Here is a 13,975-nt window from a genome sequence, read left to right as displayed (position 1 = left end):
CCCTGCTTTCTGTTGTTAGTAGTAGGTTATCTTGCCTAGAATGACTTCTTTTGCAGCTCCGGTAGCGCTTGGGACATTGCTTGGCAAATGTGCCATGGTCCGGTGACCTAAAATCACCATCGCCACTGCCTCTTTAGCGTCTGAGGAGAGGCCGATTTCTTCTTGGGTCATCACGCGGGCTTCCGGTAATTCAGCCTTGATCATTTTCACCAGTTCGGAATTATAGCTTCCGCCACCGCCGATAATCAGTTCGCTGCCTGTCTTATCCACATAAGGACGTACCCCATCTGCAATAGCTTTGGCAGTGAACAGCGTGGCAGTTCTGATCCAGTCGTTTGCAGGCATTTGATACTCAGCCAGCAGAGAGTGGACATATTCTTTGCCGAACTCTTCTCTGCCGGTGGTCTTAGGAGCTTTTTTCGCCATGAAAGGATGGCTCATAAACTCTTCCAGCAACTCCTTATGGATACTGCCTTGTTTGGCATAAGAGCCGTTTGCATCATAGGATTGCTGGTAGAAGTGCCGGCACAGTTCATCAATAATCATATTGCCGGGGCCGGTATCGAAGGCCAGCATATTTTCCAGCCTTCCGTTCTTGGGAATAATAGTGGCGTTGGAGATGCCGCCGATATTTTGCAAGATCCGCTGAACATGGCTGCTGCGGTATAAAATGTATTCTGAATATGGCACGATGGGGGCACCTTGTCCCCCCACCGCCATATCCCGGTATCTGAAGTCGGAGACCACATCTGTTTTTACAATTTCTGCAATCACACTGGACTCGCCGATTTGCAATGTGGAAGGTTCCAGCAGACCATCTTTTTGCGGATGATGGTAAATAGTTTGGCCATGAGAAGCAACGAAAACTAGATTTTCAGAAGAAAAATCATTTTTTTCGCAAGTCGCCACAACTGCTTCGCCGAATAATTTTCCCAGTTCAAAATTTAGACTGCAAATCAATGCCACGTTGGAAGTGTCAATAGAAAGTGCGGCCATGATTCGTTTCTTGGTTTCTTCCTCAAAGGGAAAGCTTTCAAAAGCGGTCAGTTCATAGGCGGGATGTTCCGGCACAGAGCTATCGATTTTAACGATAGCCACATCGATGCCATCCAGAGACGTCCCCGACATAATCCCTGCCGCATAACTTATAGTTTGACTCATTTATTTTACTCCCTTACTTGATGAAAGGCAAACTTTTGCCAAGGTTTGATGTAAGGCAAAAGCACTTGATCGTCTTTGGTGATGTGTCCCACCACATTCGTTTTGCCGGAATTCTCCATTGGAAGCAGGGCAATCTGCAATTCTCCGGCGTAGTGGGCATACAATGAAGACTCGATTAAAATGTCGCCTATTTCCATGTCTTCCGTATTAAATGTTTTGAATTCATGTCCTTTATATTTGACCCGGCTTTGGGTTGAGCGGATAACGTAGTCAGAAATATCGCCCCGGTTGAAGTGGAACTCTTCCAACACGATTTTACGCTCTAGTTCCGGCACATCGTCACGCAAGACGCAATCCAGAGTGATTTTATAAGGATTGATTTCACTTAAGGCTTTCAGCTCTTCTTCCGATGCAAAAGCATTGGCAATAATGACATCATCAATCAAGTCTGTCGCCCAGAGATGTTTGGCCTGAGTAGTAATCGGCCATTCCCTGTGCATTTCCAGTGTGCACAGCCCCTCTTCCACTGGCCAAGGACCGATCGTTGCAGTAGGAGAATTAACAAAAGCGGCTGTTGAAATTCCATGCTTTTTATAAACAGTTGTAGTTTCGATAAAATGCTCATAATTTAGTCCGGTATAACGGTGAGGGTAGAAGTTGTGGCACCCTTGTAATTTGTTCGCATTGGCCTGATAGCTCAAAATATTTTCCAGATACCGTGTGCCGGAGCTGATATTCAGCTCAATCGCCAACTCTTGGGGATTGAAGGTCATGATGGATTCTTCATTGCCAGTAAACCCCATGTCTAAGCGGATACCATTTGCGCCGATTTCTTTGAAGAAAGATAAGTCATTGTAACTGATTCCCAGTTCATCAAACACTTTCGGACTGATGTCGGCGACCACTTCCATGCCCAATGCCTTGGCATGGTCAATGGTTTCAGAAAAATCTGCAACGATTTGCTTCTTATCTTCTTTGTCAACTGACAAAAGACAGGTGAAAACTCTTGAAAAACCATATTTTGCAGCTAGATCCATGTATTCTTTGATGTCTTCGACGGAACTGTGGTTCGGATAAACTGAAATCCCAAATCTTCTCATAATGTATGTTCTCCCTTATAAAGATAGTAAGCACCCTTAGCACTGGATACTTCTTTTTTATGCAAGTCATAGGTTAACTGACAATTGTCCAAGTAATGAGTGAATGACTTGAGCACCAGTTCATTTTTTTGAATGACACTTCCATTTAGACCGATATCTGCTGGTTTGCCGATAAGAGGAGATTTTCCGATCAGCTGAAGGACTTTTTTTGCCAGCGTTTCGCCGGCTGATTGCAAGATGTTTTGCGCTTGGGAATAATCCGCCGTCAAAGCTCCAATGTGTTGTGCGGCAGCGGCGATTTCACCTTTGTCCACTTGATAGACTTTTTTAGCCAGAGAAAAAACGTCGTCAGCTTTAAAGAAAGTCAATATTTCTTTCGAAAAAGCACTGGTTTCTTCCCCGGTATCGTATTCATTTAGGACATGCTGGATTGCCTTTTTAGCAATATCGAACCCGCTTCCCTCATCTCCAAGAATATGACCCCAACCGCCGGACCGGTACCAAGCGCCGTCCGAAAGACCTAACATAATCGATCCGGTTCCTGCGGTAACAACGATACCGTCGCGGCCTTTTAGGATGGCATACAGTGCTAGCTGTGCATCATTAAGAAATACCGGACTCCCCGGCAAATCAGAAAATTCTTCTGCCATTTTTTCCTTGAATCCGCCGCTGTCGATACCGGCGATTCCCATGACGATTCTTTGGCAATTTTCTTCGCCTAGTGCTTGCAATAATGTCTCTACTGCTTGTCTGATATTCGCCGCCGCTTTTGCATAATCCACTATTAAATTTCCGAAACCTGTAGTAGTGGTCTGTAATAATATTCCATCTTCGATTCCGTAGGCGGAAGCCTCTGTTTTTGTTCCGCCGCAATCGACACCAATGACATATTTCATGCTTATCATCCTTTATTTAGCCATTTCTATCGCTTTTCTGATAAATCCGTCATTCTTATCCAGCAGTCTTTGTGCTTCTTCTTTGGAAGTGTCGGTCAAAATCCGGGTGATAGCCAGTTTCACCTGTTGGTCAGAATCCTCAAAATAAAAAGCGGCTTCTTCTTTTGAAACACCGGTAGCTTCAGTGATGATATTTTTTGCCCGCTCAACGAGTTTTTCGTTGGTCGGTTTCACGTCAATCATCAGATTTTCATAAACTTTACCTAAATGTACCATGCTGATTGTGGAAATCATGTTCAAAATCAATTTTTGCATCGTGCCCGCTTTTAGACGAGTAGAGCCAGTCAAAATTTCCGGTCCGGCAGACACTTCGACCGGATAGGAAGCGAATTGGCTGATTTCGGATGATTCGTTGCAAGAAATCGAAGCGGTCGTTGCCCCGATGTCGTTGGCATATTTTAATCCGCCAATCACATAGGGAGTCCTGCCGCTGGCGCTGATACCGATGACGATATCCTTTGATGTCAGACCACGTTCTTTGAAATCTTCCGCAGCTAAAGTAGCAGAATCTTCTGCGCCTTCCACCGCAACAGTCATGGCGGACTCGCCTCCTGCGATGATTCCTTGGACAAACTCGGGGTCTGTATTAAAGGTAGGGACACATTCGGCTGCATCAAGAATACCTAGGCGTCCGCTTGTCCCGGCACCAAAGTAAAATAACCGGCCGCCGTTTTTCAAACTGTGGACAACTTGTTCGATCAGGGCAGTGATGGCTTTTGCTTCTTTGCTGATGGCTTTAACGGCTTTCATGTCTTCTTGATTCATTTTTTCTACGGTTTCAAGTATGGTCAGTTTGTCTAATCCAGTAGTTTCTTCATTTCTCTTTTCTGTCGTCAGATTCTCTAACATATTCTCATCCTCTTATATTTTTTATTTGAAGGGGGGTCATTGTAAACTGCTCCTTCGGCACAGTGTATCGCTCAATATTATTAATGGACAACAAAAGGGGTGCTGTTCTGTCAGTAAAAGTTAAAAGAGATTCAGCGTCAGTCTCGTTGGGAGGTAATGAGTACCATTTTTTTCGAGAGCCAGTTTTCCTTTAACATAAACTGATTTTACCACTTTTGAAATAAAATTTCAATTTAAGTTTTAGATTTAAGGAATATTCACCCTCTAATGAAATAAAATTTCTTTTTAAAAGAATTATGTTGAAATTTAATTTTAAAAGGTTATAATGTAGTTAAGGTCTCTTTTAAAAAAAATATTTAAAGCGGCCTTGCACAGCATAGACTTTTATGGGATGGGGATCAAGTAAGAGTGATAGAAATTATGCGAGGGGGTGACACTAAAGAAATGTTGACAAATGAAAAAAAACGGGCAATCCCAGGTTTTTCAGTCAAGAGTTCTTTGCTGATTTTATTAGCGGGACTGTTCGGCGGTATTATTTTCCCTTATTTTTTTTATGAACTACAATGGGATACCCGTATCGCCGTCATGATTTTTCTTCCGGCACTTATTTCCGCGGCTATTGCTTATGGTCAATGTTTTATTGAAACTGATACAGGTATTTGTAAACGTTTTTGGGTGATTTTAAGCATTTGTTTTTTCATTTTGGAGATACTTTCATATTTTTGGTTGTATCAGGGATTTATATTTTAGTAAGGAGACTTACTAGTTAGGGGTGGAAAAATGTTAGAAAAATTTACAAACTTTGTTGATTCAAAATTATCCGGACCGATGGATAAGCTGGCTAACCAAAGACACTTGCGAGCGATTCGAGACGGGATTATTGCAGCATTGCCGTTGATCATCATTGGTTCTTTCTTCCTGATTTTGGCTTTCCCGCCGCTTCCGGCAAATTGGGGAATTTCTGAGTTTCTGACAGCTAATGCAGCGACGATTTTATTACCTTATCGTATGACGATGTACATCATGTCTTTATATGCCACGTTTGGGATCGGAGCAAGTTTAGCTAAAACTTATAATCTTGATGTGGTATCGGGCGGTATTTTAGCCACGATTGCTTTTCTATTGACGTTCATTCCTGTTAACATTCCGGCAGAAGCTTTGGAGGCGGCTGGAACAGTGGGCTTCGTACTGCCTATGGCTAATTTAGGCGGAGGCGGGATGTTTGTGGGTATCATTACTTCGATTCTGGCAGTTGAAATTTACCGTATAACTGACAAGTCGAAATTTAAGATCACCATGCCTGAACAAGTACCGCCGGCAGTGGCTCGTTCTTTTGAATCTCTGACGCCTACGTTGATCGTTATCTTAGGTATGGGCTCAATTACTTATTTCCTTGGCTTCGACTGGCATTCAGCCGTTGCAAAAGTCGTGTCGCCGTTAGTCAGTGCGGCAGACTCTTTACCAAGTGTCTTGTTGCTGATCTTTATGATTACTTTCTTCTGGGTGTTTGGTATTCACGGCGTATCTATCGTAGGTTCTTTAGCCCGTCCGGTTTGGCTGCAATTGCTAGAAGCTAATACTACAGCTCAAGCAGCAGGAGAAGCTTTGCCTCATATCGCAGCAGAACCATTCTTCCAATGGTTCATTTGGATTGGGGGTTCCGGCTGTACGATTGGTCTAGCTATTTTGTTAGCATTTACTGCTAAATCTGAATACGGTTCTAAATTAGGAAAGGCAGTTATCATGCCATCCATCTTCAATATCAATGAGCCGGTTATTTTTGGGGTACCAGTTGTTTTAAACCCGATCATTATGATTCCGTTTATCGGCACACCAGTAGTCACAGCGATTATTGCATGGTTTGTGACAAAAGCCGGTTTGGTCAGTCCGGTAACAGTGACCGCGCCTTGGACTCTGCCGGGACCGATCGGTGCGTTTTTAGCCACAGGTGGAGACTGGCGGGCAGCTGTTTTGAACGTCGTCTTGATTATTGTTTCAGTCATTTGCTACTATCCGTTTGTTAAGATTTACGACCAAAATGAATTAGCTAAAGAAACAGGGGCAGTCGTTGCTGAATAATCACTTCAAGAATTCGTATCATTTAATTTGAGATTATGAATACAACAACCAAAAGACCAGCGAGATATTTGCTCGCTGGTCTTTTGGTTGATATGGCTGATTACAGCTTTAATTTGTTGTCTGAATGTACCAAGAAATATGGTGATTTGTAATCAGTCAACATCTGAACTCATAGGACTGTATAAATAAGCTGAAACCAGTGCTTCCGCTGCTTTGATAGAATCCTCGTGGGTCCGCTCAAAAGCATGACTGGCGTCGATTCCTGCACCGATCAATCCGTGTTTCACATCTGCCCCGGCTCTCATAGCGGCAGAAGCATCGCTGCCGTAATAAGGGTAAATGTCTAGTTGATAGGGAATGTTCTCCTGCCCGCATAAATGGACCAAATGCTGCCGCAATCCTAAATGATAAGGACCACTGGCGTCTTTGACACAAATGGAGACACTGTATTCATCTGTTTGCTGATCATCGCCGATTGCACCCATATCTACGGCAAGGTATTCTACGACGTTTTCAGGAATGTTAGAGTTCCCTCCGTAGCCGATTTCTTCGTTATTAGAAATAAAAAAGTGGGTAGTATAGGGCAACTTTTTATTTGAGGCAGTCATTTCTTCTAAAAACTTTAATAAAATCGCCACACTGACTTTATCGTCCAAATGGCGAGATTTAATAAATCCAGCCGGTGTGATTACAGTACGGGGTTCAAAGCTGATAAAATCGCCCACGTTAATCCCTAAAGCACGGGTATCATCCGCCGTTTTTACTTTTTCATCCAAACGGATCTCCATATTGTCTTGATTGCGTTCTGCTGTGCCTGCGTCTTTGTACACATGGACACTGGTCTGATGCATCAAAATCGTTCCGGTAAAGGAGTTGCCGTCTTGGGTGTGGACGGTGCAATATTCTCCTTCAATCGAGTTGTAGCGGAAACCGCCGATCAAATCCATTTTGATTCTACCGTTTTCCTTGATATTTCGCACCATGGCCCCTAGTGTATCTACGTGGGCAGTGACAAAGCGTGACTGACTCGTATCCTCCCCTGGTACGGTGAGGATCAGGCTGCCTTTACGATTGATAACGGGGTTATAGCCAAGGGATTCTAACTGTTTTTTTATCCATTGGATGATTGTCAGAGTATTTCCTGTGGGGGAAGGGATCGTTGTCAGTTGAGCAGTTAAATCAATAGTTTTTTCCATACATAGGTTCCATCCTTTTCAAATATTTTAATTACCTGAGCAAGGCGGAACACCATCCCGTGCCGGTAATTATCCAGTAACAGTGTATCCTTTTTCTGTTTTTTTTACAAAGATTTCCGGACCGTATTTTCATCTGATTTTAGCCTGGGGATTAATTTAACAAAGGATTGCATTCGCAAAAAATAAGCCTTACAATAGGGAGAGTATAGATAGCAAGTAGAAAGTTGGGTAGGACACATGGAAACTCAAACGAGAGATTTTGAGCAAATTAACCAAGAATCTAAGTCCAAAATGATTCGCGGGTCCATCTGGATGTCTGTGGGAAGTTTTGCTTCGAGATTATTGGGGGCAGTATACATTATTCCTTGGTATTTATGGATGGGTGAAAATGCTAAATTAGCAAACAACCTTTTTACCAAGGGTTACAATATTTATGCTTTGTTTTTAATGATTTCTACTGCGGGGATCCCCGGGGCCATCGCAAAACAAATTTCTCACTACAATTCTTTGAATGAATATAAAGTGAGTAAACAGTTATTTAAACGGGCATTGATGTTGATGGGGATATTCGGTTTGGCGTGTGCTGGCGTGATGTTTTTTGGCGCCCCGATTTTAGCGGCCGGGAATAAAAATCTGATTCCGACCATGAGGGCATTGAGTACGGCAGTTTTGATTTTCCCGATTATGAGTGCTTTTAGAGGCTTTTTCCAAGGAAATCACAACATGATGCCATCCGCGGTTTCCCAAATCGTGGAACAGATAGCTCGTGTATTTTATATGCTGACCGCCACGTTTGTCATTATGAAAGTGCTAGAAGAAGATTATGTGACAGCTGTTACTCACTCAACCTTCGCTGCCTTTATCGGTGCTTTGGCGGCTTTGGGCTTGCTGGTATGGTTTTACCAAAAGCAGATGCCGAAGTTTGCGGCACTTGAAGCCTCCAGTGTGAATCGACTGGAAGTTTCGCCCAATGAGCTGCTGAAAGAAATCGTCCGTGAAGCTATTCCGTTTATCATCATAGGGTCGGCTATCACAATCGTAAAAATTTTCGACCAGTTTACTTTTGAACCGCTGATCCACGCTTTTACAAACTTTAATGAGACGCAGGTAGAAGAACTGTTCACACTGTTTAGCGGCAACCCAGATAAACTGACCATGATTACTATTTCGATTGCCACTTCTTTAGCGGTGACCAGTTTGCCTTTGATTACCGAGTCGTTCACTATGAAGAACTACAAAGGGTTGGCTAAACAAGTCAGTGACAATTTTCAACTGTTCTTTTTCGTGATGATTCCTGCCACGTTTGGTATGATTTTATTGTCAGAGCCGTTGAATACACTGTTTTACAGCTATGACCGATTAGGTGCTTCTTTGTTGCGTCAGGCCTGTTATGTGGGGATTGTCTTAGGGTTTTATATTCTAGTATCCACCACCTTGCAGGGACTTTACGGCAACAAACGGGCCATTCATTTCCTGATTGTCGGGTTTGTCATTAAAATAGTTTTACAAGTCCCGATGATTTATTTGTTTGAGGTCTATGGACCGCTGCTGTCATCTGCCCTTGCATTTTTAGTTTCCGGTTTTTTGACTGCCAGGGAAATTCACCGGCTGACCCATTTCAATGTGGGCTTTACAGCAAGACGTACATTGCTGATGGCAATTTTGACGATTATCATGCTGGTTGGGGCTTTTATCGTGCGGCAAGTATTGTACCAGTTTCTTTCGCCGGCAAGCAAAGCTCAGTCCTTAGTCATTGTGCTGGTGGTTGGTGTGGTAGGTGCTGTGATATACGGCTACCTGTCGCTGAAACTCCGTCTGGCTGACAAGTTGCTGGGAAGCAAAATGTTGGGACTGCGGAAGCGGCTAAATATAAAATAAGTCTGATAAGAACATCTATATTTATAGGTGTTCTTTATTTTTAGAAAGGGTCGAGAAAATGAAGTTGCGTTTGGATAAAATGTTGAGCCATTTGGGCCACGGCAGTCGTAAAGAGGTCAAGCAATTATTGAAGAAAAAAGCGGTATTGGTCAATGGCCTCGTGGTAAGAAATGGAGGACAACTTGTAGATACGGAAAAAGATTTGGTGCTCTTAGATGGGGAACCCGTAGTGTATGAAAAATATGTTTATTATCTGCTGCATAAACCCAAGGGCGTGATTTCGGCAACGGAAGACGGGCGGCATCGAACGGTTTTGGATCTTATCAGCCAACCAGACATCCGGCCGGACTTATTTCCAGTAGGCAGGCTGGATAAAGACACAACCGGCTTGCTGCTCCTGACAAACGACGGTCCCCTTGCCCATGAGCTGCTGTCTCCAAAGAAAAAGGTTCCCAAGCGTTATTTGGCGCTTGTAGAGGGGATAGTCACAAAGGAAGACATTGCATTATTCGCTCAGGGATTCGAAATAGACGGTAATGAACAGGTGCAGCCCAGCGAGCTGGTGGTCGAAACGGTCGACCAAAGCCAAAATCAATCTGCTGTTTCTTTAACTATCGTTGAAGGGAAGTTTCATCAAGTAAAAAAAATGTTTGCTGCTGTCGGCAAAAAAGTTCTGACTCTCCACAGGGAATCCATGGGCGGGCTGCTTTTGGATAAAGCACTCAAACCGGGGGATTACCGGCGATTGACTAATGTTGAATTGGAAATTTTGAAAAAGCAGGCATAATCGTTGACTGCATACCCGAGGGGGTATATGATTAGCTTTGTCAAATTAACTGTAAGAGTGAGGAGAAAGCTATGTTTCTATTCGATAAAACCCCTTCTGTCAGCGGCAATGAGCTGACAGAAAAACTATCTGAGAGGCCGACGATTTTGGACATCAGACAAAAGGATGCCTACGTCAACGGTCATATTCCCGGAGCAAAAAATGTGACAATGGATAAGTTGAACAAAATGAAACTTTCAAAAAAAGAAGCTGTCTATGTTGTCTGCTATTCCGGCATGAGCAGCAAATCAGCTGTTAAAGAGTTGAAGCGTCAAGGATATGACGCCTATAGTGTTAAAGGCGGCATGAATTCATGGCGCGGACCTGTCAAAGGAGGATTGCAGTAGGATGAAGGTAATTATTGTAGGTGGGGTGGCTGGCGGTATGTCAGCAGCCACTCGTTTGCGTCGTTTGAATGAAACGGCTGAAATCATTGTGTTGGACAAAGGTCCTTATGTTTCTTTTGCCAACTGTGGTCTGCCCTATCATGTGTCAGGGGAAATAAAAGAGCGGGAAGCACTGCTGCTGCATACTCCTGAAAGTCTAAAAGGACGTTTTAATTTAGATGTGCGGGTAAATAGCGAAGCTGTGGATTTAGATACAGAGAAAAAACAGGTGAAGATAAAAGTAGGAGAAAAGGAATACTGGGAAAGTTACGATAAATTGATTTTATCTCCCGGAGCCAGCCCTTTTGTCCCGCCTATCGCAGGCATCGAAGCGGCTGAAAATGTCTTCGTCTTGCGCAATGTTCCTAATCTGGACGCAGTGATGGCATTTATCGACAAGCATCAGCCGAAAAAAGCGGCAGTTATCGGTGCCGGCTTCATCGGACTGGAAATGGTGGAAAATTTAGTCGAAAAAGGTATCGAAGTCACACTGATAGAAAAAGCACCTCATGTGTTGCCGCCGCTGGATGAAGAGATGTCTGCCTACGTGGAAAAGGAATTACGTCAAAACGGTGTAGAAGTCATTCTAAATCAGTCGGCAACAGAATTTCTTGACCAAGGGAAAACTGTTGTGCTTGAAAATGGGGAGAAGTTGGCAACGGACATGATTATTCTGTCCGTAGGAGTGGCCCCTGAAACAGCTCTGGCTAAAAAAGCAGATATCGCACTGGGACTGCGCGGAGCAATCCTTGTTGATGACTCATACCAGACAAGTGCGAAAGATGTCTACGCGGTAGGGGATGCTATCGTAGTGAAACAACAGATTAGTGGTGAAGATGCACTTATTTCGTTAGCTTCTCCTGCAAACCGGCAAGGCCGGCAAGTGGCAGATATTATTTCAGGAATGAAACGTACAAATAAAGGCAGTATCGGCACAGCTATCGTTCGCGTCTTTAACTTGTCAGCAGCTTCCACGGGAATGTCTGAAAGACAAGTCAAATTAGCAGGATTGCCTTATGCCGTAGTTCACGTCAGCGGCAATGACCACGCCGGTTATTACCCTGGGGCAACACAAGTAGTATTGAAATTAATCTTCGATCCTAAGACTGGTAAAATTTATGGTGCCCAAGGTGTCGGTGAAAAAGGTGTAGACAAACGGATCGATATTTTGGCAACGGCAATCAAAGGGAATCTGACAGTAGAAGATCTGCCAGAATTGGAATTCACCTACGCTCCGCCGTTCGGAGCAGCTAAAGACCCTGTCAATATGCTGGGTTATGCCGGCTTGAATGTTATTGAGGGACTGACCGATTTGGTTCAGTGGCACGAATTGCCTGACAGATTGGCTCAAGGCGCTATACTGCTTGACGTTCGTAATCAAGGAGAGCTGTTGTCCGGCGTGTTCGAACAGTGTCTACACATTCCCTTGAATAATTTACGGGAACGTCTCCATGAATTAAATCCGGAAAAGGAATATATTATCAGTTGTGCCAGCGGGCAACGCAGCTACATGGCTGAAAGAGTATTAAAACAAAAAGGCTTCAAAGCTGCTAATCTAGACGGTTCTTTCGGTCTTTACAAAGTTGTACGTCCCCAAGAGACAAAATAAAGCGGTGATAAGATGAAGTGTGATGAAAGAATCATGAATCGCCTAAAAAGAGCGGAAGGTCAAATGCGCGGTATTCAGAAAATGATGGCAGAGGAAAAAGAATGTGAAGCGATTCTGACACAGCTGTCTGCTGTCAGATCAAGTATCGACAGCATCATGGGAATCGTGGCCTCTGAAAATATCCGCAACTGTTTTGAACAGCCGGCAGAAGACCCGGTTGTCCAAGAAGAAAATATAAAAAAAGCGATGAAAATGATTCAAAAATTATAAATAAAACGTGCAAGTTCTCAATCAAAAGGTTTTACGCCTTGAATGAGGGCTTGCTTTTTTAATTTTTTCAGATATAACAGAAGCATTTCAAATAATATAGGTGTTTAAAAAGTTTGAATTTACTGTATACTTTTCTTTTAGCTGGTTCGTTGTATTAAGTGAAGGGGGTTGACCATGAAAAGTGAAGAATTGCTGGATTCTTTTTTATTGAATCTGGGAAAAGATGTGTCAGACTTTTTGATAAGAAAAGGCGCCTCTTATCACGAAGCCGAAGATGTGGTTCAAAACACATTTTACAAAACGCTGGTCGCACTGGACGTTCTCAACCAAGACACCCTTCGCCCTTGGTTCTTCCGTGTGGCTCTCAATGAATTCATCGATTTTAAAAGGAGGACGAAATTCCATGACCCCACCCCTTTGGAAGAGATGGGCTTAATAGAACGCAAGGATGGACTGGAAGAATTTTTCACGAGAGAATCTTTTCTGTATCGAATATCCAAACTTAAACCGGAGTATCAAGAAATTTTGCTTTTAAAATACTATTATGAGTTGAGTTATGAAGAAATCAGCAGGCTTCTAATGATAAAAAGCAACTCTGTGAAGCAAAAACTTGCCCGTGCCAGAAAACAATTAAAAGAAAAGGAGCACTTATGATGGATAAACAAAAAAACACCGATTTGACCAAAGCTTTGAGTAAGGCAAAACGCCGGCAGTCAGTCAAAATGATTGTGATTTCAGTGTTGACTGTGATGATTTTATTTCCGGCAAGTTACTTTTTGTGCAATAAATTATCTGCGAAACATTCCAACGAACTGAACGATTTTCTTTTTTTACATAACGCTGTTGCAGAACCTAATGTCAGGATTGATTCCCAAGTGTTAGTCAACAGTTCGCCGACTGGCGGTTCTGTGGTTTCCAACCGTTCAAAAAATATCGCAGGTTATATCGTTCCCTGGGACACATTGACCAATCACTACACGATGCTAGGTGCAAAAGTTGACTACAATGAAATGTATGGCGGTTTTCATATAACTAAAGACAATCTTTATTTTTATAACCGCCAGACGAAACAGCCTTTGGCACAATTTTATCATCCGAACATAAAAAATTATTACGATGACTTTTCAGAAGACTATACCGTAAAACTTCCCCAAGATTTGCAAAAAATGTCTGGCGATGATCAAAAAGTCAGCGAAGTCGCCCTTTCTTTTGACCGGCCCTATCGCTGGTCAGAAATCAATCAACAGCTCCCCAGTGATGTGAATGTGGTTTGGCTGTATCTGTTATCGGATGATGCTTTGGACGAAGGTTCAGGTCCCCAAGCAGCAGAAGTTTTCGGGTTTCAAGCGTATAACCGGGAAACAAAAAACCTGACCGCATCATTCCAAGACTTTCTGAAAAATTTAAACGACTATAACAGCGGGCAAAATGAAAAAATGATTGGAAACTTTGTTAAAAAATATGATGTTTTTCTCAAAAAAGACTACGAAAAAAAATTTGATGAAGTAGAAATCCTTGGTCTAATGGTCACGGGGGCAAACGAACATTTGAAAAAATTAGAAAAGCTGCCTTTCATTCGAGCTTCTTCCATAGGAGTGACCGAAGAAATCACTCCTTATATTATTCCAGAAAAACAAGAATAGTGTTGAATCATTTGGTAGGAGA

The 13,975-nt window shown here is 42.9% G+C and carries 14 protein-coding genes; 9 read left to right on the top strand and 5 right to left on the bottom strand.

Annotated features, from left to right (window positions below; genetic code table 11):
* Positions 1–15: 15 nt before the first annotated feature.
* Genes anmK through murQ form a run of 4 tightly spaced genes read right to left on the bottom strand, consistent with a single transcriptional unit; the run spans position 16 to position 4,066 of the window.
* Entirely contained in the window at positions 16–1,161 is a 1,146-nt protein-coding gene (gene anmK, locus AC4PHI_RS13005) for an anhydro-N-acetylmuramic acid kinase AnmK (RefSeq protein ID WP_492200253.1), read from the bottom strand.
* 5 nt (positions 1,162–1,166) lie between these two features.
* On the bottom strand, positions 1,167–2,261 hold the full coding sequence (locus tag AC4PHI_RS13000; RefSeq protein ID WP_492200252.1) for a DUF871 domain-containing protein: 1,095 nt from the start codon (positions 2,259–2,261) through the stop codon (positions 1,167–1,169).
* Entirely contained in the window at positions 2,258–3,157 is a 900-nt protein-coding gene (locus AC4PHI_RS12995; RefSeq protein WP_492200251.1) for an N-acetylglucosamine kinase, read from the bottom strand. The genes AC4PHI_RS13000 and AC4PHI_RS12995 overlap by 4 nt, the downstream gene beginning before the upstream one ends.
* 12 nt (positions 3,158–3,169) lie before the next feature.
* Positions 3,170–4,066, bottom strand: a complete 897-nt coding sequence (murQ, locus tag AC4PHI_RS12990) for an N-acetylmuramic acid 6-phosphate etherase (protein ID WP_492200250.1) — start codon at positions 4,064–4,066, stop codon at positions 3,170–3,172.
* 444 nt (positions 4,067–4,510) lie between these two features.
* Here murQ and AC4PHI_RS12985 point away from each other — a divergent pair, with 444 nt between their 5' ends.
* Entirely contained in the window at positions 4,511–4,816 is a 306-nt protein-coding gene (locus tag AC4PHI_RS12985) for a hypothetical protein (protein WP_492200249.1), read from the top strand.
* 30 nt (positions 4,817–4,846) lie between these two features.
* On the top strand, positions 4,847–6,145 hold the full coding sequence (locus tag AC4PHI_RS12980; protein ID WP_492200248.1) for a PTS sugar transporter subunit IIC: 1,299 nt from the start codon (positions 4,847–4,849) through the stop codon (positions 6,143–6,145).
* A gap of 152 nt (positions 6,146–6,297) precedes the next feature.
* Here AC4PHI_RS12980 and AC4PHI_RS12975 read toward each other — a convergent pair whose 3' ends face one another.
* Complete coding sequence (locus tag AC4PHI_RS12975) at positions 6,298–7,341, bottom strand: M42 family metallopeptidase (protein WP_492200247.1); 1,044 nt, start codon at positions 7,339–7,341, stop codon at positions 6,298–6,300.
* Positions 7,342–7,578: 237 nt separating this feature from the next.
* On the opposite strand from AC4PHI_RS12975, the gene AC4PHI_RS12970 reads away from it, so the two are divergent.
* The 7 genes from AC4PHI_RS12970 to AC4PHI_RS12940 all read left to right on the top strand — a co-directional run bounded on the left by AC4PHI_RS12970 (position 7,579) and on the right by AC4PHI_RS12940 (position 13,953).
* Entirely contained in the window at positions 7,579–9,219 is a 1,641-nt protein-coding gene (locus AC4PHI_RS12970; protein ID WP_492200246.1) for a putative polysaccharide biosynthesis protein, read from the top strand.
* Between the two features lie 64 nt (positions 9,220–9,283).
* Complete coding sequence (locus AC4PHI_RS12965) at positions 9,284–10,006, top strand: pseudouridine synthase (protein ID WP_492201607.1); 723 nt, start codon at positions 9,284–9,286, stop codon at positions 10,004–10,006.
* A gap of 71 nt (positions 10,007–10,077) precedes the next feature.
* The gene (locus tag AC4PHI_RS12960; protein WP_492200245.1) at positions 10,078–10,392 is read left to right on the top strand and encodes a rhodanese-like domain-containing protein; all 315 of its coding nucleotides are present in this window, start codon (positions 10,078–10,080) and stop codon (positions 10,390–10,392) included.
* Position 10,393: 1 nt separating this feature from the next.
* A complete protein-coding gene (locus tag AC4PHI_RS12955; RefSeq protein ID WP_492200244.1) occupies positions 10,394–12,040 on the top strand; it encodes an FAD-dependent oxidoreductase in 1,647 nt (548 codons plus the stop codon).
* Between the two features lie 12 nt (positions 12,041–12,052).
* Positions 12,053–12,310, top strand: a complete 258-nt coding sequence (locus AC4PHI_RS12950; protein WP_492200243.1) for a metal-sensitive transcriptional regulator — start codon at positions 12,053–12,055, stop codon at positions 12,308–12,310.
* 174 nt (positions 12,311–12,484) lie between these two features.
* Positions 12,485–12,964: an RNA polymerase sigma factor gene (locus tag AC4PHI_RS12945; RefSeq protein WP_492200242.1), complete on the top strand. Its 480-nt coding sequence runs from the start codon at positions 12,485–12,487 to the stop codon at positions 12,962–12,964.
* Positions 12,964–13,953 (top strand): anti sigma factor C-terminal domain-containing protein, encoded by a 990-nt coding sequence (locus AC4PHI_RS12940; protein ID WP_492200241.1) that lies wholly within the window; start codon positions 12,964–12,966, stop codon positions 13,951–13,953. Before AC4PHI_RS12945 ends, AC4PHI_RS12940 begins: the two co-directional genes overlap by 1 nt.
* Positions 13,954–13,975: the final 22 nt, after the last annotated feature.

It is taken from the genome of Vagococcus sp. QWL-13 (assembly GCF_058683555.1).
Note: the sequence above shows the minus strand (reverse complement) of the source record. Positions and strands in the feature narration are given on the sequence as shown.